Annotated in this window: 16 protein-coding genes; 10 read left to right on the top strand and 6 right to left on the bottom strand. The window is 61.7% G+C overall.

Annotated features, from left to right (window positions below):
* The first annotated feature begins 38 nt into the window (after positions 1-38).
* The 5 genes from JOE65_RS04835 (at position 39) to JOE65_RS04815 (ending at position 6,746) form a co-directional block, all read left to right on the top strand.
* Positions 39-2,477: a helicase-associated domain-containing protein gene (locus tag JOE65_RS04835; protein WP_205162162.1), complete on the top strand. Its 2,439-nt coding sequence runs from the start codon at positions 39-41 to the stop codon at positions 2,475-2,477.
* Entirely contained in the window at positions 2,470-4,113 is a 1,644-nt protein-coding gene (locus JOE65_RS04830; RefSeq protein ID WP_205162161.1) for a DNA repair helicase XPB, read from the top strand. Before JOE65_RS04835 ends, JOE65_RS04830 begins: the two co-directional genes overlap by 8 nt.
* 58 nt (positions 4,114-4,171) lie before the next feature.
* Positions 4,172-4,882 (top strand): winged helix-turn-helix domain-containing protein, encoded by a 711-nt coding sequence (locus JOE65_RS04825; RefSeq protein ID WP_205162160.1) that lies wholly within the window; start codon positions 4,172-4,174, stop codon positions 4,880-4,882.
* A 16-nt stretch (positions 4,883-4,898) separates the two neighbouring features.
* Complete coding sequence (locus JOE65_RS04820; protein ID WP_205164023.1) at positions 4,899-6,341, top strand: sensor histidine kinase; 1,443 nt, start codon at positions 4,899-4,901, stop codon at positions 6,339-6,341.
* A 114-nt stretch (positions 6,342-6,455) separates the two neighbouring features.
* On the top strand, positions 6,456-6,746 hold the full coding sequence (locus tag JOE65_RS04815; RefSeq protein WP_205162159.1) for a WXG100 family type VII secretion target: 291 nt from the start codon (positions 6,456-6,458) through the stop codon (positions 6,744-6,746).
* A 530-nt stretch (positions 6,747-7,276) separates the two neighbouring features.
* Here JOE65_RS04815 and groL read toward each other — a convergent pair.
* Positions 7,277-8,911 carry a chaperonin GroEL gene (gene groL / locus JOE65_RS04810; protein WP_205162158.1) on the bottom strand — a complete coding sequence of 545 codons (1,635 nt, stop codon included), beginning with the start codon at positions 8,909-8,911 and terminating at the stop codon, positions 7,277-7,279.
* Between the two features lie 368 nt (positions 8,912-9,279).
* On the opposite strand from groL, the gene JOE65_RS04805 reads away from it, so the two are divergent.
* Positions 9,280-9,798, top strand: coding sequence for a TM2 domain-containing protein (locus JOE65_RS04805; protein WP_205162157.1), 519 nt, complete (start codon positions 9,280-9,282; stop codon positions 9,796-9,798).
* Between the two features lie 15 nt (positions 9,799-9,813).
* Here JOE65_RS04805 and JOE65_RS04800 read toward each other — a convergent pair whose 3' ends face one another.
* Both JOE65_RS04800 and JOE65_RS04795 read right to left on the bottom strand, forming a co-directional pair.
* On the bottom strand, positions 9,814-10,647 hold the full coding sequence (locus JOE65_RS04800) for an SDR family NAD(P)-dependent oxidoreductase (RefSeq protein WP_205162156.1): 834 nt from the start codon (positions 10,645-10,647) through the stop codon (positions 9,814-9,816).
* Positions 10,644-12,320: an FAD-binding oxidoreductase gene (locus JOE65_RS04795; protein ID WP_205162155.1), complete on the bottom strand. Its 1,677-nt coding sequence runs from the start codon at positions 12,318-12,320 to the stop codon at positions 10,644-10,646. The genes JOE65_RS04800 and JOE65_RS04795 overlap by 4 nt, the downstream gene beginning before the upstream one ends.
* 17 nt (positions 12,321-12,337) lie before the next feature.
* On the opposite strand from JOE65_RS04795, the gene JOE65_RS04790 reads away from it, so the two are divergent.
* The 3 genes from JOE65_RS04790 to JOE65_RS04780 are packed head-to-tail and all read left to right on the top strand — an operon-like array spanning position 12,338 to position 15,452.
* Positions 12,338-12,946 carry a TetR/AcrR family transcriptional regulator gene (locus tag JOE65_RS04790; protein WP_205162154.1) on the top strand — a complete coding sequence of 203 codons (609 nt, stop codon included), beginning with the start codon at positions 12,338-12,340 and terminating at the stop codon, positions 12,944-12,946.
* Positions 12,943-14,538, top strand: a complete 1,596-nt coding sequence (locus JOE65_RS04785; protein WP_205162153.1) for a glycerol-3-phosphate dehydrogenase/oxidase — start codon at positions 12,943-12,945, stop codon at positions 14,536-14,538. The genes JOE65_RS04790 and JOE65_RS04785 overlap by 4 nt, the downstream gene beginning before the upstream one ends.
* Positions 14,535-15,452: a diacylglycerol/lipid kinase family protein gene (locus JOE65_RS04780; protein WP_205162152.1), complete on the top strand. Its 918-nt coding sequence runs from the start codon at positions 14,535-14,537 to the stop codon at positions 15,450-15,452. The genes JOE65_RS04785 and JOE65_RS04780 overlap by 4 nt, the downstream gene beginning before the upstream one ends.
* Here the strand turns inward: JOE65_RS04780 and JOE65_RS04775 are convergent.
* From JOE65_RS04775 to JOE65_RS04765, 3 genes are all read right to left on the bottom strand, one after another.
* Positions 15,397-15,951: a GNAT family N-acetyltransferase gene (locus tag JOE65_RS04775; RefSeq protein WP_205162151.1), complete on the bottom strand. Its 555-nt coding sequence runs from the start codon at positions 15,949-15,951 to the stop codon at positions 15,397-15,399. The two genes, JOE65_RS04780 and JOE65_RS04775, sit on opposite strands and share 56 nt — an antisense overlap.
* A 63-nt stretch (positions 15,952-16,014) precedes the next feature.
* The gene (locus JOE65_RS04770; protein WP_205162150.1) at positions 16,015-16,656 is read right to left on the bottom strand and encodes a LytR C-terminal domain-containing protein; all 642 of its coding nucleotides are present in this window, start codon (positions 16,654-16,656) and stop codon (positions 16,015-16,017) included.
* 33 nt (positions 16,657-16,689) lie between these two features.
* The gene (locus JOE65_RS04765; protein WP_205162149.1) at positions 16,690-16,989 is read right to left on the bottom strand and encodes a DUF3263 domain-containing protein; all 300 of its coding nucleotides are present in this window, start codon (positions 16,987-16,989) and stop codon (positions 16,690-16,692) included.
* A 151-nt stretch (positions 16,990-17,140) separates the two neighbouring features.
* On the opposite strand from JOE65_RS04765, the gene JOE65_RS04760 reads away from it, so the two are divergent.
* A complete protein-coding gene (locus JOE65_RS04760) occupies positions 17,141-17,893 on the top strand; it encodes a uracil-DNA glycosylase (RefSeq protein ID WP_205162148.1) in 753 nt (250 codons plus the stop codon).
* Positions 17,894-17,899 lie beyond the last annotated feature (6 nt).

Genomic DNA, 17,899 nt, shown 5'->3' with positions numbered 1-17,899 from the left:
GTGCCATGATTGATAGCGGTAGGGGTACGGTTAAGACAATGTCTGCGATCCGTGCTTTGGCTGAAGACTTGATTTCGCGTAGTGACGATGAGCTGCGCTCTTTCCTGCTGGCACGGCCGGATCTGGCGCTTCCTCCCGTCCCAGATTTTTCGGCGCTGTCGGCACGAGCTTCCACGCGAGTCAGCGTCCAACGTGCTCTAGAGCGGTTGACCGAACCCGAGATGGACACGCTGCAGACCATCGAGCTCACCACGAGCGAGGAATCCCAGCTCAGCACCACAGCTTCCTGGCTCAAGCCCTACATTGGCGGCTCCACAGCGAAAAGCCTTGATCCCATCCTTGACCGGCTGCACTCGCTGGCGTTGATCCGCCGTGCCCCAGCGCATCCTGGAACCCCCAAAAGCGACCATCGACGCCGATTTTACCTTCCGGTGCCGTCCCTGCAGGAAGCACTCGGGCCCTACCCCGCTGGCCTTGGTCGTCCCTACTCGTCTCTTGTTGTAGCCAACCCAGAATTTGGTCAGAAACTTGTCCGGGTCGTCGCAAAATTGCGTTCCCGCGGTTTCAGTCTGGAGGAAGCGGATTCACCTGAAACTGCTGCCTTCGCCATGCAACATTGGGTCTGCCAGCCGGACAGTTGGGCGGCAGTGAGCGAATCTGCGCCTGCCGGCACCATGGAGCTGCTACACCGATTCACGTCCTCCCCGGTGGGAACACTGCCCCGTGGCGAGTCCATGGCAACCATCCAATGGCTGCTCGAGAGCGGGCTACTGGCCCCCGTCGACGCTGATCACGTCGAGTTGCCCAGGGCCGTGGGCCAGGCCGCCCGCGGACATCTCATCATTTCTCGACTGCGGTTGAACCCGCCCGTCCCTGATCTTCCCGGGACAACCGCAGCACGCCGGGACAATGCTGCTCACAGCGCCGTGGCAGAGACCCTCCGGCTCGTGACTGACCTGCTGCACCTGGTGCACGATGGTGCCGTCACCACTCTGCGCTCCGGTGGGGTCGGCGTCCGTGAAGTTCGGCGGCTGTCGGAGAAACTTCGGATTCCACAACCCGAAACAGCGTGGCTGCTGGAACTGGCCTCCATGGCGTCACTTATCGAACTCAATGTGGACACCTCTCGATGGATTCCCGCACCTGACGATAACTGGCAGGAACTCGATCGCAGCCGGCAGTGGGAGCGGCTCGTTCGCGGATGGCTGTCGAGCCCCCGAGCGCCGTCGTTGTTCGGTACAGCCGTGTCCTCCGGGGGAACGGTCAATGCTTTGGCCGCCGAAGCGTCACGGCCGGATGCGCCACACGTACGTCGGAGCCTCTTCGCGACCCTCTCCGAATTGGACTCGCTGTGCTCATCGGATGACGGGCCAGCGATCCTTCACAGCGCCGCCGTCGTCGACCGCCTGAGCTGGTACCAGCCGAGGCTGAACCGCAGGTTCGCGCGGCTGGTACCCGGAATGCTGCTGGAGACCTCCTATCTAGGACTGCTCGGGTCCTCTGCGCTGACCGAGCTGGGGCGGCAGGTTCAGGCGGAACAGTTCGACGACGCCGTCGCCACGCTCGCTAGCGAACTCCCCGATGCACTGAGCCATTTCATGGTCCAAGCTGACCTCACCGCAGTTGCCCCGGGTTATCTGGACCCCGAAGTCGCGCAGTTCCTTGCCCTGATTTCCACCCCGGAGGGTCAGGGCCCAGCGGCGGTCTACCGGTTCTCAGAGGCCTCAATACGGCACGGGCTGGACTCGGGTCTGACCTCTGAGTCGATTCTCGCGTTCCTGTCCCAACGCTCCGCCACACCTGTCCCCCAACCGCTGATGTACCTGGTGGAGGACACAGCGATCAGGCACGGACAGCTGAAGGTCGGGCAGGCTGGAAGCTATCTGCGCAGTGATCACGCGGATCTGCTGACGGAGCTCCTCGCCGATGCACGGACCACGACGCTCGCTTTGGAACGAATTGCCCCAACCGTCGTCGTTTCTGCGGCCAGCGCCAATGAACTCGTCGCGACGCTGCGCAGCTTGGGCTACACAACGTCGAGGGTTGGTGGCACGGCAGCGTCGCTAGGACGAAATTCCGCGTCGGGGGGTGCGCGACGCCGCCCGCACGCACCGGAGAGCGCGCCCGCATCGGACGTCCGAACCAACCCGTGGGAGTTAACGGACGACGACGCCGCCGCCCAGGTGCGCACCCTAAGGGGTGCTGCGGCCGGGCCATCCGCTGGTGCCGCGGAGAGTGAACAACTGCTTGGACTGGAAACCCTGCGCAAAGCCATCCGGCTGAAACGCAAAGTCCGCATCGGCGTCGTCGACCGTGCCGGGAATCAGCGGCAAGACGAACTTGTTCCCCTATCTGTGTCCGGTGGTCGCGTCAGGGTCTTCGATCCGGCACGCGAGACCGAGCACGTAGTATCCATTCACCGCGTCATGGACGTGGAACTTCTTGATCCACCTGGAGGAACGCCTGCCCATGGCTAACGGCCCGCTGATTGTCCAGAGCGACAAAACCATCCTTCTCGAAGTGGACCACGAGGAAGCCGTGGAGGCGCGTCACGCGATCGCGCCCTTTGCCGAACTCGAGCGGGCACCCGAGCATGTCCACAGCTACCGGTTGACGCCGTTGGGCCTGTGGAACGCGCGGGCCGCAGGGCTCGACGCCGAACAAGTGCTGCACACATTGCTTCGGTATTCACGATTCCCTGTCCCGCATTCTCTTCTCGTGGACATTGAGGAAACGATGTCCCGGTACGGTCGGCTGCGGCTGGAGAAGGATGAGCAGCACGGACTGGTTCTGCGGACAACGGATTATCCCGTGTTGGAAGAAGTGCTTCACGCCAAGAAGATCCAGCCGCTGCTGGGGCCAAGGATCGACGGCGAGACCGTGGTGGTGCAGTCCTCGCAGCGAGGGCAACTCAAGCAGTTGCTCCTGAAGCTGGGTTGGCCCGCCGAAGACCTCGCTGGATACGTGGACGGAACCCCGCATCCGATCGCGCTGAAGGAAGACGGTTGGGAACTGCGTCCGTACCAGAAACTGGCAACGGAGAATTTCTGGGCCGGCGGGTCCGGCGTCGTTGTCCTGCCCTGTGGTGCGGGTAAAACACTCGTAGGCGCTGCTGCGATGGCTACTAGCCAGACCACCACACTGATCCTGGTCACCAACACAGTCTCGGCTCGGCAGTGGAAGGAAGAACTGCTGAAGCGCACGTCGTTGACGGAGGACGAGATCGGGGAGTATTCCGGTGCCGTCAAGGAAGTCCGTCCCGTGACCATCGCCACATATCAGGTGCTCACCCTGCGTCGCGGCGGGCTCTATCCGCACCTGGAGCTGCTGGATGCCAATAACTGGGGACTCATTGTCTACGACGAGGTTCATTTGCTGCCCGCCCCGATCTTCCGCATGACCGCGGACCTCCAGGCGCGCCGTCGTCTGGGACTGACTGCAACGCTGGTCCGTGAGGACGGTCGTGAGGGAGAGGTTTTCTCCCTCATCGGGCCCAAACGCTATGACGCGCCGTGGAAGGACATCGAAGCGCAGGGTTATATTGCGCCAGCCGACTGTGTCGAGGTCCGCGTTGACCTACCTCGTGATGAGCGCGTGGCATATGCCATGGCCGACGACGGCGATAAGTACCGCCTGTGCTCGACCTCGGAAACCAAGAGCCGTGTAGTCGAACAGCTCGTCGCATCGCACACTGGCGAGCAGCTGCTGGTGATCGGACAATACATTGATCAGCTGGACGACATCGGAAATCGTTTGAATGTGCCGGTTATCAAGGGCGAGACGTCGGTCAAGGAGCGCCAACGTCTCTTTCAGGAGTTCCGCGAAGGAACACTTCACACCCTGGTGGTATCCAAGGTCGCGAACTTTTCGATCGACCTTCCCGAAGCGTCCGTCGCCATCCAGATCTCCGGCTCCTTCGGTTCCCGTCAGGAGGAGGCGCAGCGCTTGGGCAGGTTGCTGCGGCCGAAGGCAGACGGCAGGGCAGCACGCTTCTACACAGTGGTTGCCCGGGACACTCTGGACCAGGAATTTGCTGCCAAACGCCAGCGCTTCCTGGCCGAGCAGGGATATGCTTACCGCATACTGGACGCGACGGACGTCGGCACCGAATAGCCTTTCACCTACAGCGAACTCTCAGGAGACTCCCAGAAACACGAGAGAGACTGGACACGTGAAAAAGACCGGAACAGAAGCCAAGCTGCTCGTAGTGGACGACGAACCCAACATTCGGGAACTGCTGTCCACTTCCCTACGATTCGCAGGATTCGACGTCGTCGCCGCGGCCAACGGGCGTGAGGCGCTAATCGCCGCTGAGGAACACAACCCTGACCTCGCGGTTCTTGATGTCATGCTGCCAGACATGGACGGTTTCACCGTAACCCGCAGGCTCCGCGCCGCTGGCAGGCTGTTCCCCGTCCTGTTCCTGACCGCCAAAGATGACACTGAGGACAAGGTCACGGGCCTCACCGTCGGCGGCGATGACTACGTCACCAAGCCCTTCAGCCTCGATGAGGTCGTGGCCCGAATTCGCGCGGTCCTGCGCCGCACGCAGCCGCAGGACAATGACGACGCCGTGATCCGCGTTGACGATCTTGAGCTCGACGACGACGCCCATGAGGTTCGCCGAGGTGGCAAGAACATTGACCTCTCCCCCACGGAATTTAAGCTCCTGCGCTATCTCATGATGAACCCCAACCGCGTGTTGTCCAAAGCCCAGATTTTGGACCATGTCTGGGAGTACGACTTCAACGGCGACGCGTCGATCGTGGAATCCTACATTTCCTACCTTCGCCGCAAGATCGACGCCAGCTCCGACTCACCGGCTCTGATTCAGACTAAACGCGGTGTCGGATACCTGTTGCGCACGGCCGAAAAACGCTAGGAATTCCCACCCTGTGATGCACCGATGGACGTCCGCGTCCCTGCGGTCCCAACTCGTAGCCATCATGACCGTGCTCATGGTGATTACCGTAAGCATCACTGGCCTGGCAACCATCAACCTTCTGCGTGACAACCTGATTGATGGGTTGGACACGGACATCGGGACCAATAAACAGCAGGTAGCAAACTCGCTGTTCTACAACGAGACCCGCGGCGACGAATCGCTGCAGCGCTATTACGGAATGCTGGCGGACCCTGATGGTGTGATTCGAAAAACCACCTATCCGGCGAGCGAGGGTGACACTCCGGATATGGATGAGTACGTTGTTTCAGAACTTGCGCAGAATGAGCAGTCCGGTGTCTTCGTGCCGGGAACTGCCCCCAACAGCAGCGGCTGGCGGGCCCGGGTCTTCACCGTGGACAACGGTGGATACGTGGTTGTAGCTCTTCCTATGTATCAGGTGGATGTCGCCGTGGAGAAGACAGCGAATCTCCTCTTCAGCATCGGTTTGCTGAGCACGGTCATTTCCTCAGGTGTTGCGTATCTCGCTGTAACGCGCCAGTTTCGGCCGTTGCGTCGGGTGGAGCAGACTGCCGCGGCGATCGCCGCTGGGGACCTGTCCCGCCGCGTGAACGTGGAGAATCCGAGTACAGAAGTGGGCAGGCTTTCCCGTTCACTCAACGCAATGCTCTCCCATATCGAGTCGGCGTTTGCCTCGCGCACACAGTCGGAGAAGAAGATGCGGCGGTTCGTCGCGGACGCATCGCACGAGCTGCGTACCCCCCTCGTAACGATCCGTGGCTTCTCGGAGCTGTACCGCCATGGTGGTATTCCAGAGAAGGAAGATGTCGATGCGGCTATGGGACGCATCGAAAGTGAGGCCAAACGTATGGGCCAGCTGGTTGAGGACCTGCTGATGTTGGCACGAATGGATGAGCAGCGAAAACACGAAGTGCGTCCAGTGGACCTGATGCTGCTGGGTAACGATGCAGCTCTGGATGCGCGGGCCAGCGCCCAGAACCGCGAAATCAAGGTCATCGGGCTCGATGGCGGTGTTCCAGCCCCAGCCCCCACCACCGGCGATGAAGCCCAACTCCGGCAAGTCATCGGAAATCTGATCACGAATGCTCTCCGGTACACGCCGTCTGGCACGCCGCTGGAGATCGCTGTGGGTGTTGCCCCGGTGATTGATGACCGAATGGATTCAGTGATCGAGGTGCGCGATCACGGCCCGGGTATTTCGGATGAGGATGCCGCACGGGTTTTTGAGCGGTTTTACCGAGCGGATTCCTCGCGTCAGCGTGGCACAGGAGGCACGGGTCTTGGCTTGGCCATCGTGGCTGCCATTGTTGCCCAGCACGATGGCAGCGTGCGCCTCACGGAAACCCATGGGGGTGGGGCTACCATGTCGATTCGGTTGCCTCACACAGCTAACGACGACGAGCTCGACAACCCGTGACGAGTCCTCCACAGCAGGGTTTATCCACAGATATTCGCAATCACGTTCGGGCCTGCCGCAACTCCCATAATGTCTAGAGAGTTACGGGAACGAACTACTTCTGGAGGAAACACCTTGGCAACTTTTCACGTCGACAGCGAAGCACTGGCCGTAAAGAGCAGCGCAGTTCAGGGCACTATTGGACGGCTTCAGGGAGAGGTCAACGCCATGCAGGCCGGCCTTCAGGAGTTGGAAGGCCTGTGGCAGGGTACAGCGGCCACCAACTTTCAGATGCTCATTGCCGATTGGCGCGGTACACAGGCCAAAGTTGAGGAGTCCCTCGCCAACATCAACTCCGCGCTGTCCATGGCATCGCAGCAATACGCGCAGGCGGAGCAGGCCAACACCCAGTTGTTCATGCATTAGGAACAACGCCCCAGTACCCACAAACGCGTGGCGGAGGTGCAGAGGCGTTGTGCCGAAACCACGCCTCTGCACCTCCGCCACGTTTCTGCGTATGGGACCGCGGGATGTCGAGAGGGCGACCTCATTACGTGACGAAGGCCTTCCAGGGTGAAGTGGTTCAGTACACCGTTTGCCCACCGAGGGCCTTCTGCTGTGTGAGGTTGCGAGCCGTCAGATCGCCCACCCGGAGCTGACAAAGCGTGCTATCGGTCTCGTCTAAGTGCACGGAACAGCGCGAAGCCCGCAACCGCGATTGCGGTGACGCTCAACACCCGCATTGCCGGTCCGATGCCCGGTACCCACAAACGCGTGGCGGAGGTGCAGAGGCGTTGTGCCGAAACCACGTATCTGCACCTCCGCCACGTTTCTGCGTATGGGACCGCGGGATGTCGAGAGGACGAAACAAAGGAGCGCCCCGCGTGATGCGGGACGCTCCATTTATGGTGTTCAGATGGTGCAGCCAGGCCGTGCCTGGCCGACCGGTTGAGTGGCTAGAAGCCGCCCATACCGCCCATGCCACCCATGTCGTCGCCACCGCCAGCAGGAGCGTTCTTCTCCGGCTTGTCGGCCACTACGGCTTCGGTGGTCAGGAACAGACCCGCGATGGAAGCAGCGTTCTGCAGAGCGGAGCGCGTTACCTTTACTGGGTCATTGACGCCTGCGGCGAGCAGGTCCTCGTAGACGCCGGTTGCAGCGTTCAGACCATGGCCAGCGGGAAGACCGCGGACCTTGTCTGCAACAACGCCTGGCTCCAGGCCCGCGTTGAACGCAATCTGCTTCAGAGGTGCGTCGATGGCAACCCGGACGATGTTAGCGCCAGTTGCTTCGTCGCCCGTCAACTGGAGACCCTCAAAAGCAGTCTTGCCAGCCTGGATCAGGGCAACGCCGCCACCGGCGACGATTCCCTCTTCCACGGCAGCCTTCGCGTTGCGCACAGCGTCCTCGATACGGTGCTTGCGCTCCTTGAGCTCAACTTCCGTTGCGGCACCAGCCTTGATGACTGCAACTCCGCCGGCCAGCTTGGCCAGACGTTCCTGCAGCTTCTCGCGGTCGTAGTCAGAGTCCGAGTTCTCGATCTCCGCACGGATCTGGTTGACCCGGCCAGCGATCTCTTCAGCGTCTCCGGCACCTTCAACGATGGTGGTCTCGTCCTTGGTGACAACAACCTTGCGGGCCTTGCCTAGCAGGTCCAGCGTCGCGTTCTCGAGCTTGAGGCCCACTTCTTCAGCGATGACCTGGCCACCGGTGAGGATGGCAATGTCAGCAAGCTGTGCCTTGCGGCGGTCGCCGAAGCCCGGAGCCTTGACGGCGACCGACTTGAACGTTCCCTTGATCTTGTTGATCACGAGCGTTGCGAGTGCTTCGCCTTCGATGTCCTCGGCGATGATCAGCAGCGGCTTGCCGGACTGCATGACCTTCTCCAGAACAGCAACGAGATCCTTCACGTTGGAGATCTTGGAATTGACGATCAGGATGTACGGATCTTCGAGAACCGTTTCCTGACGGTCTGCGTCCGTCACGAAGTAACCGGAGATGTAGCCCTTGTCGAAGCGCATACCCTCGGTGAGTTCCAGCTCAAGGCCGAAGGTGTTGGACTCCTCGACCGTGATGACGCCTTCCTTGCCAACCTTATCCAGCGCTTCGGCGATCAGCTCACCGATCTGCGGGTCACCGGCGGAGATCGAAGCGGTGGCTGCGATCTGCTCTTTGGTCTCGATTTCCACAGCGGAGGCCAGCAGTTCCCGTGTCACTGCTTCAACGGCCTTCTCGATGCCGCGCTTCAGGGACAGCGGGTCAGCGCCGGCTGCGACGTTGCGCAGGCCTTCTTTGACCAGTGCCTGGGCAAGCACCGTTGCGGTCGTGGTGCCATCGCCAGCGACGTCGTCCGTCTTCTTGGCAACTTCCTTGACGAGCTCTGCGCCGATCTTCTCGTAAGGATCGTCGAGCTCGATTTCCTTGGCGATGGATACACCATCGTTGGTGATCGTGGGGGCGCCCCACTTCTTCTCAAGGACAACGTTGCGACCACGCGGGCCGAGCGTTACCTTGACGGCATCGGCGAGGATATTCAACCCACGCTCGAGGCCGCGACGCGCCTCTTCATCAAATGCAATGATCTTGGCCATAACGGCTTGGGTCCTTTCAGGGACAGGTCTGCCTCAATGCAAGGTCTTGACAATTCCGGAGGTGCCCGCGACGGACGGAATGCCCCGGAACGATCTCTGTACGTTCCGACACCATCCCTCACCACAGGAACTGTCAGGTTCACTTTACGCGTGAAGTTTTAGCAGTCCACACGCGAGAGTGCTAACTCCATAATTAGCACTCTACCCTGCCGAGTGCAAGCCATGGAGTACATCTTCGTCGTCTCAGGCGGACCACAACCCGCATGACGATAACGAACCCTGACGGCAGAATGGGGGAAGGTCCCCATGGTGAAAGCCTGTCAGGTGACATACGTTATTTGCAGAAGAACACTAGCTAGGAGACAAACATGTCAGAACGCACCCCGGACTCTCCGGACGACCACCAGTCACAGACTCCTGACGATCAGGATCAGCAGCCCCAGTACGGCAACCCGCAGGAGAACCCGCAGTCCACCCCCGGCCAGCAGCAGTACGGGCAACAGCCCCCACCCTCCGGTCAACAGCCGCCGTACGGCCAGCAGTATGGGCAGCAGCCGCAATACGGGCAGCAGCCTCCGGCCTACGGCCAACAGCAGCAATACGGGCAACAGCCGCCCACTTACGGCCAGCAGCCCTATGGGATGCCGGGCCAGCCATACGTGGAACAGAAGTCAAAGCTGATTGGCGGGCTGCTTGGTATCCTGCTCGGCGGCTTCGGCGTTCACCGTTTCTATCTGGGTCACACAGGTATCGGCATCCTGCAGATCGTCGTAACGTTAGTAACGTTTGGTGTTGGCGCGGTGTGGGGCTTTATCGAGGGCATCATGATCCTGGTTGGCGCAGAGCCGTTCCGCCGAGATGCGCGCGGCGTTCCGCTCAAGGAATAACGCCTCACGAGTGAACTATTTGCGCCCGGTGAAGTGCTCCATGGACTTGTACACGCCAAACACCTTGTCTGCAACAATGTCCCAGACGGGAAGCGGGAGGACTCCGCGCAGTGCCTTGCTGAGCTTCACTGTCCACGGCATCATCAGGATCGGGGCTCCCTCTCTCATGGCTTGCCACACGCGCTCTGTGACGGCTTTGGGCTCCATCAGCGGGGTCATCAGCGGCCCACGCACCCCCTCGAACATCCCAGTCTTGATGTAGGCCGGGCAGAACGTGGTCACCGCAATATGGTGGTGCCCCGCCTGCTTCAGTTCCAGCCGCAGCGAGTCACTCCACCCCACGACCGCCCACTTGGATGACGTGTAGACGCTCATCCGCGGGTTCGCGATCAGGCCTGCCGCCGAAGCCACATTCACGATCCTGGATGCTCGTCCGCCCTCGATCATGCCCGGCAGAAATTCGCGGGTGATGTGCATGAGGGCCAGCGCATTGATTGCCATGGTGGCAGCAATGTCTGAGCGCTGGTCGTGCTCCCAAAAGTATTTCCCGCGGATGATTCCAGCGTTGTTGAACAGAATGTCGGGATTGCCGACGTCGTTTCTTACCTTCTCGGCTGCCGCCTCGATGGCTTCAAGCTGGCTGATGTCCACGACGTAGGGGTGGATCTGCGATCCCTGACCGGATAGTTCCGCGGCAGCTTTTTCGAGCAGCTCGGCGTTGATATCCCACAGGATCACGTGCGCGGCATGGTCCTTCACCGCGAGTTCAGCGTACATTTTGCCCATGCCCATCGCGGCGCCGGTGATCAGAACTGATGATCCTGCAATAGATCCCAAAGTACTGCTCATTGCTGTTCCTCCTTGTGTGCCGGGATAAGTTTTCCCGGATTCATGATGCCGTCAGGGTCGAGAGTATGTTTGATGCCACGCAGGACTTTCACGCCCAGCCCACCGATTTCTGCTTCAAGGTAGGGAGAGTGGTCCATTCCGATGGCGTGATGATGCGTGATCGTTGCGCCTGCTGCCACGATGGCGCTCGACGCGACTTCCTTGACCCGCGCGTTTTGCGCCAAACCGTCATCTTCGAGTCCGGCAAGGAACGTGAAGTAGAGGGACACACCGTCGGAGTACACATGTGAAATGTGCGTCTGAACGAAGGCACCGCCACCGTTCGTCCGAAGTGCTTCGAGGATCGCGGCGCGCACGCTCCGATACGTTTGTTCCGCCCTGCTCCACGTCGCCGCGGTTTCGACGGTTTCAACGTAAATGCCCCGGGTCAGCAGCTCATCACGCAGGTACGGGCCGCTGAACCGGCCATGTTCCCAGGCCAGCGCGGGCATGGGGCCCAATCTTATGCCCCTGGATTCCCTCAGGATCCGGGCGCTCCGGCGCTTACGGCCAGCGATTTCGCTGGCACTTCCCTCCCAGACAAAGAGGGCGAGCGACGGAGTCTTCTGGCCGCGGACTGCCAGATACCGCGAGAGCGCACCGGTCTTCCAACCGCCTAGTTTGAAGGTCGACGCCGTTTCATCCGTATCGCTGAGTCGGCAGACGTGCGGCATGTCGCCGCGCACGCCGTCGTGCTGCAATCGCCTCATCGCCTCGGCTCCAGCGGCGAACGATGGGAACGACCACGCCCCATACGTCTTGTGGTCCGGCTTCGGGGTGATCTTGACCGTGGCCGTCGTGATGACACCAAGGGTGCCTTCGCTTCCGACGACGACGTCGAGCAGCTGCGGGCCAGCGGCCGTGCCTGGCGCGGAGGATCCGACGTCGAGCGGTCCGGCCGGGGTTTCGACGTGAACGGACTTCACGAGGTCATCGGACCGGCCGTAACCAGTGGAAGCCTGGCCGGCGGACCGGGTGGCGACGTAGCCGCCCAGGGTGGCCTGCTGATGGCTCTGGGGAAAGTGGCCCAGCGTGAAGCCATGCGGTTCGAGCGCCGCCTCAATAGCAGGGCCCCTGATGCCGGCCTCGAAGGTTGCTGTCCGGTTCAGCGGGTCAATGTGCAGGAGGCTGTTCAGGCGCCGCAGGTCCAGTGCGACGACGGCTTCAAACGGGCCGCGCACGGGCTCTACCCCGCCCACCACGGAGGTTCCGCCGCCGAAGGGCACCACTGCCAGCCGCCGTCGGAGGCTGATGTCCAGAATCTCGCGAACGTCTTGGGTGTTGCCGGGGAAGACGACGACGTCGGGCGCGTACAATGCGTCTCCGCTGCGGCGGCGCAGGAGGTCCGGGGTGCTCTTTCCGCCGCAGTGGAGGATGCGGTCCACGGATTCGGTAGAGACATGGTCCGCGCCGAGCGCAGTACGGAGTTCGCTCAGCACCTCGTCGCTAATGGCAACGGCACCAACCCGGGCACCAGACCAATCAACGGGCGGGCGGGCGTCGTCGACGCTCGTGAGCTTCAACGTTCGCCGCAGAAATTTCCGGGCGCTGGGGCTGAGCGGTCTGGCCCTGTCTGGGTTGCCCCAGCCGTACCAGACTGAGCGGCCGACCTCTTCTGTGATGTTAGTCACCATGAGATACAGTGTTACACATGAAGTCGCAACGTATCACTCGGGATGCCGACGAGGAACTTCTCGTCGCCACCAGAGACGCAGTGATTCTCCATGGAATCAGGCGAACGACAGCCAATGACATCGCGGACCGCGCAGGCATATCCCGCATGACCTTCTACCGGCGAATGGGATCTGTGGAGAACGCAGTGCTGCAGGCACTCACCCGCGAATTCCGCGTTTACACGCGCACTGTCCAGGTAGTATCCCCGTCCGGTCCGGCACGCGAAACACTCGTCCACTTTGCGGTCGAAAGCGTCCGCGTCTTCGCGACGTCGGACCTCCTCACCTCGATCGGCGAGCGCGATCCGGAATTCCTCATCCCGTATGTGACGGACAGGTTTGGAAAAAGCCAGCAGCTCATTCTCGACCAACTGGGTGCTCTGATCGACGACGGCGTCACGGACGGCACCATCGAAGCCGGGCCCGGGACTGCCACAACACTGCTGCTAGCCCTGCAGGGAGTAGCACTCTCATCGCGGATGCTACTCCGGATCGATGCCTTTGAGGACTCGATTGCGGAACTGCGGAAAATGCTGGATCGCTATCTGACGCCGCCCGGCACCAAGACGGCTGGGGCACTTCCATGAACGCGAACTCCGCGGAAAATCAAACGTGGATCAACGACGCCACACGCCAGCTGGCACTGGATCACGTAGCCAGCCACACTGTCGACGTTGTGGTGGTGGGCGGAGGTGTGACGGGCGCGGGCGTTGCCCTCGACGCTGCAAGCAGGGGACTCAGTGTCGCTCTGGTCGAAAGCAACGACTTCGGCTCAGGAACCAGCGGTTACAGCTCAAAACTTGTCCATGGTGGGCTGCGCTATCTGGCAAAAATGGACTTTGCGGTGGCATGGGAATCCGCGGTGGAACGGCGCTGGCTGATGAGCCGCATCGCGCCACATCTGGTCCATCCGCTGGGATTCATTATCCCCGACAGCCGCAGGGCGCATCCGCTCGAGGCGGCGACCGCCGGACTTGGAGTCGTCATCTACGACGTCCTGCGCAGGCTCTCCGGCATGAGTGGTGCCATACTCCCCCGACCACAACTCCTGTCCCGCCAAGCCGTTGCGGCCATGGTCCCGGCACTGGATGCGGATCAGATACGGCGCGGCATCCTCTACTGGGACGGACAGGTGATCGACGACGCCCGCCTTGTCCTGGGCATTGTGCGGACGGCGGCGGGCCTCGGCGCACACGTGATCCGCAACCTCAAAGCCACCGGTATGACGGCTACCTCGGTGAACGCGGTCGATACCCGAACAGCTCAGGCGATAACGATCCACGGCCGTACAGTGGTGAACGCCACCGGCGTCTGGGCCGCTGAATTTGAGCCAGGTCTGACTATCACTCCCAGCCGGGGAACGCATCTCGTGGTGCGCGCGGAGCGGCTGGGTAACCCGCACACCGCGCACACCGTCGCCGTTCCCGGTCTCTTTGGCCGGTATGTGTTCGTCCTGCCGCAATCCACCGGCGTCGTCTACATTGGGCTGACGGACGAAGAGGATCAGCAGGCGGAAGGCCACCAACCACAGGTTCCCGAGCACGACGTCGGCTTCCTCCTCGGCGTTGTCAACACCACCCTTGCTGTCCCGTTGACGCGCGACGACGTCGTCGGCTCCTTCGCCGGGCTGCGGCCGCTGGTGCAGTCCACCAATGAGAACAACGTTCGCGGCACTGCGGACATCTCACGCCGGCATCTCATCCAGGATGTCGCTGGCGAGCCCATCACCGTTGTCGGTGGAAAGCTGACCACGTACAGGCGGATGGCACAGGACGCCGTCGACGTCGTGACTCGTCGGCTGGGCTACGGACGCACGTGCAACACGCGCACCCTACCGCTGGTGGGAGCCTCCGGACTGAACGAGCTCGACGACGTCCAGGCGCCCGCCCGCCTGATCCAAAAATATGGGACAGATGCCGTCAGCGTCTGCGCGCTCCAGCGACAGTATCCAGCGCTGGGAGAGCCACTCTTCGAGGGCACCGACATTACCGGCGCAGAGCTGCTGTTCAGCGTGCTCGCCGAAGGCGCCACTACCGTGGAGGACCTGTTAGAACGCCGCACACGATTGGCTCTGGTACCCGCCGATGCCGCCAAGGCACAGCCCATGGCAGAAGAGATCATCGCCCTTGCAGCCGGCATCCCCCATCCATACGCCCATGGCGAAGGGACGCCCGAATGACCGCCATCACTGGCCGCGAGGCTCTGCTTCTGGTGAACCCAGTCTCGGGGAGCGGCCGCGGCCTCAAACTCTGGCCAGAGACGGCCAGTGCCCTGCGTGCGGTCGGATTCACCCTCACTGTCACCATCACCGAGAGCCTTGACGACGCCACCGCTCAGGCACGCCAGGCTGAACCCGGCAATCTCGTCGCAGTTCTCGGCGGGGACGGTTTCCTCGGAGCGGCCGCAGCCGGAGCGCGCGATTCCGGTGCCGTCATCCTCCCCCTGGCTGGCGGGAGGGGAAACGATACGGTCCGCCGGCTCGGTCTTCCGTTGAACCCGGTGACAACCGTGCGTGCGCTCACGACGCTCGACGTCAAGGCACTCGATCTGGGCCTGATCAATGGGCGAGCATACTTCGGCGTCGCTAACGTCGGATTTGACGGACTCGCCAACGAATACGGCAACAACGCCCGGCTGTACCTCGGTCCGTTCGTGTACCTCTACGGCGGGCTCAAGGCCATTCTAAACTGGCGCAACGTGACATTCACCGTCACAACCGATGACCGGCCGACGACGTTCTCCGGCTGGTTTGTCGCCGTCGGGAATGTGGGCCAGTACGGCGGCGGGCTACGAATTTGCCCGGAAGCCAAAGCCGACGACGGCCTGCTCGACGTGGTATCGCTCGGCCGGGCGGGAGTTCTCTCCATGATTGCCACATTCCTGCGCTCCTACCGCGGCACGCACCTGAAACAACGCAGCATCAGCTTCGACCGGGGCTCAAGAGTGACCATCACCGCCAACAAACCGTTGAACGTCTACGCCGACGGCGAGATGGTGTGCGCCCTTCCAGCATCAGTGGAGGTAGTGCCGCTGGCTGTCAAAGTTCTTGTCCCACCGTCATCGTGCGCGCTCGGTGCCACTCATCCCGCGTGATGCCGTACACCACGGAATCAAAGACTTCACCGCGCACCACCCGGGCGTCCCGGAAACGGGCTTCCTCTTTCCACCCGAGCTTCTGCCCCACCCTGCACATGGCCGTATTCCCCGACCACGTGGAGTAGTCGAGGCGCCGGATATCGGTCCCACCGAAAAGGTAGCCCGCCCAGAGCCCCAACGCTTCTGTGCCAACGCCGCACCCGCGGGTACCGACGTCGAACACTGTGATGCCGATGCGCTGGTCTGTGACACTGTCCGCGATGACAACCCGGGTACGCGTATCCGGCCAATCGTCGGTGGTGATGTGATGCTCAAGACGTTCGACGGCGGCGTCGGCCTCCGCATCCGACGGCGGCGGCGGCGGAGGCGGAAAATACGGTCCGTCCCAGAGATGCCATTGCTGGTAGGGACGCAGCCACTCACGGTAGACAGGTAGATTATCTGGCTGCCAGTCACGAAGACGAACTTGAGCCCCGTCCATCAGAAAACTGCTCATTCCACGCTCCTGTTAGGTCTCAAAACGGCAGGAATGTCCCATTGGGTGGGAGGGCGCTGCGACTTACTGGAATCCAGGTCCCAGGACAACGGCAAGAGGTCCAACGGCAGCGGAGTCCACAAGCGTTGGGATGCCAAGCAACGCGCTTAGCGCTTGGGCGTTCGGTAGCTGCTCAGATCCGTTGTAGTAAATGATCGACGCCTGCAATGGTTGTCCAGCCCAGTTCGTGATGGCTCCAGGAGTCCAGCCATTAGCGCTGATGCGTTGGGCTGCGCTGTTGGCCAGCCCCGGGACCACAGTCGCGTTCATGACCGCTACAGACTGGCTCTTATTGACCGTGGCAGCGGGCTCGGTGGGCTCAGCGCTTTCTTCCACGGCTGGTTCGCTCGTTTCGGGGTTGGCCGGAGGGTCCTCGGTTGGATCCGCGCTCGCGGAAGCACTTGCCGACGCACTGGCTGAATCCGTGGAGGCGGGCGAGGAGGTCTGTGCTGTAGACACCGATGCCGTGCCGTCATCACCGGCGTTCAACCCCATTCTCGGGAGGACAAAATAGGCCGCGAGTCCCACAAGCAGTGCCAGCAGGCCCACCGTGATGATCAAGCCAAGGCCACCGGAACCAGGAGTAACGAGCCGTTCGCGGTGAACACCCTGACGGGACGTTGACTCCGGAACCTTATCGAACTCGTCGCGTGGATACTGGGTCATGTCCGGTAGGGTCCTTAAGGCGTTGACTAGAGGTTAAGCTTCGTGGCCCAACCGCCGGGCCGTTCTGGCGCGCTGCCGGGTTGTTCGTAGTCTACGCAATCTCTTGACCAACATGGGGTCATGGGCCAGCGCGTCCTCTGTGTCGATGAGGGCGTTGAGGATTTGGTAGTAACGCGTAGCGGAGAGATCAAACAGTTCGCGGATGGCCTGCTCTTTGGCCCCAGCGTACTTCCACCACTGCCGCTCCAGGGCGAGCATCTGCTGGTCACGAGCGCTCAGAGGGCTTTCTTGGTCAACGGCATCCTCATGGATGATTGCTTCGGGCTGGGCCATGGTGCACCGCGCTTCCCTGTAGTGAATAAATCTTTTGTGAACAAAGCTGTCCCGCTTCAATGATAATCGCGAATGACACACGTGTCATTCAGCAGTACAACAACGTAGGCCCGTTTCGCGGTAGACGGTAGAAGTCGGCCAAGATGGAGGAGTGAACTCCGATGAAGCACTTTTCACCCTGCCCAGTGAGGAACCTGCGCCCCTGCTCTTCGCGTCCCCGGCAACAGTCGACGACGTGGTTGGGCCCGGATGGGCGGGGCCAATGGCGTCCGCGGAACCTCAGCTGCATGAACTCGCAGCGTTTCTGCAGAGCGAACTGGACGCTGGACGGCCGTTCTTGCCGTCATCGGAGAACATTCTGCGCGCCTTTCAGCAACCGCTGGAACAGGTCCGTGTTCTCATCGTTGGGCAGGATCCTTACCCCACACCGGGGCATTCAGTGGGCCTCGCGTTCGCTGTCAACAAAGGGGTTCGCCCACTGCCGCGAAGCCTGAACAACATCTACCGCGAGTTGGCCACGGATGTGGGGATCTCGACTGCCCCGCACGGGGATCTTTCGGGGTGGACTCGGCAGGGGGTACTTCTGCTCAACCGATGCCTCACCGTTGGTGTCAGCGATGCCGGTTCCCACCGAAACCGAGGGTGGGAAAACGTGACAGATCTGGCCGTCCGTGCACTGGTGACGAGCCGACGTCGGACCGGTCAACCAATGGCGGCAATTCTTTGGGGACGCGACGCACAGAAGCTAGCGCCCCTCCTTGAAGATATTCCCACTGTGGAATCCGTCCACCCCAGTCCGTTGTCCGCCGCACGCGGGTTCTTTGGGTCGCGGCCGTTCAGCCGCGTCAACGAAATGCTGGTCGCACAGGGTGGGGACCCCGTGGACTGGCGGTTAGATCCGTGAGTAGCT

It is taken from the genome of Arthrobacter roseus, from assembly GCF_016907875.1.
Taxonomy (GTDB): domain Bacteria; phylum Actinomycetota; class Actinomycetes; order Actinomycetales; family Micrococcaceae; genus Arthrobacter_J; species Arthrobacter_J roseus.
The sequence above is the reverse complement of the archived record's forward strand: the minus strand, read 5'-3'. Positions and strand labels throughout refer to the sequence as shown.

What these genes read in the sequence shown, in the direction of transcription:
- JOE65_RS04835 (WP_205162162.1), top strand. Translation starts at nt 39, where the DNA reads ATGTCTGCGATCCGTGCTTTGGCTGAAGACTTGATTTCGCGTAGTGAC.
- JOE65_RS04830 (WP_205162161.1), top strand. Translation starts at nt 2,470, where the DNA reads ATGGCTAACGGCCCGCTGATTGTCCAGAGCGACAAAACCATCCTTCTC.
- JOE65_RS04820 (WP_205164023.1), top strand. Translation starts at nt 4,899, where the DNA reads ATGCACCGATGGACGTCCGCGTCCCTGCGGTCCCAACTCGTAGCCATC.
- groL (WP_205162158.1), bottom strand. Translation starts at nt 8,911, where the DNA reads ATGGCCAAGATCATTGCATTTGATGAAGAGGCGCGTCGCGGCCTCGAG.
- JOE65_RS04805 (WP_205162157.1), top strand. Translation starts at nt 9,280, where the DNA reads ATGTCAGAACGCACCCCGGACTCTCCGGACGACCACCAGTCACAGACT.
- JOE65_RS04800 (WP_205162156.1), bottom strand. Translation starts at nt 10,647, where the DNA reads ATGAGCAGTACTTTGGGATCTATTGCAGGATCATCAGTTCTGATCACC.
- JOE65_RS04795 (WP_205162155.1), bottom strand. Translation starts at nt 12,320, where the DNA reads ATGGTGACTAACATCACAGAAGAGGTCGGCCGCTCAGTCTGGTACGGC.
- JOE65_RS04790 (WP_205162154.1), top strand. Translation starts at nt 12,338, where the DNA reads ATGAAGTCGCAACGTATCACTCGGGATGCCGACGAGGAACTTCTCGTC.
- JOE65_RS04785 (WP_205162153.1), top strand. Translation starts at nt 12,943, where the DNA reads ATGAACGCGAACTCCGCGGAAAATCAAACGTGGATCAACGACGCCACA.
- JOE65_RS04780 (WP_205162152.1), top strand. Translation starts at nt 14,535, where the DNA reads ATGACCGCCATCACTGGCCGCGAGGCTCTGCTTCTGGTGAACCCAGTC.
- JOE65_RS04775 (WP_205162151.1), bottom strand. Translation starts at nt 15,951, where the DNA reads ATGAGCAGTTTTCTGATGGACGGGGCTCAAGTTCGTCTTCGTGACTGG.
- JOE65_RS04770 (WP_205162150.1), bottom strand. Translation starts at nt 16,656, where the DNA reads ATGACCCAGTATCCACGCGACGAGTTCGATAAGGTTCCGGAGTCAACG.
- JOE65_RS04765 (WP_205162149.1), bottom strand. Translation starts at nt 16,989, where the DNA reads ATGGCCCAGCCCGAAGCAATCATCCATGAGGATGCCGTTGACCAAGAA.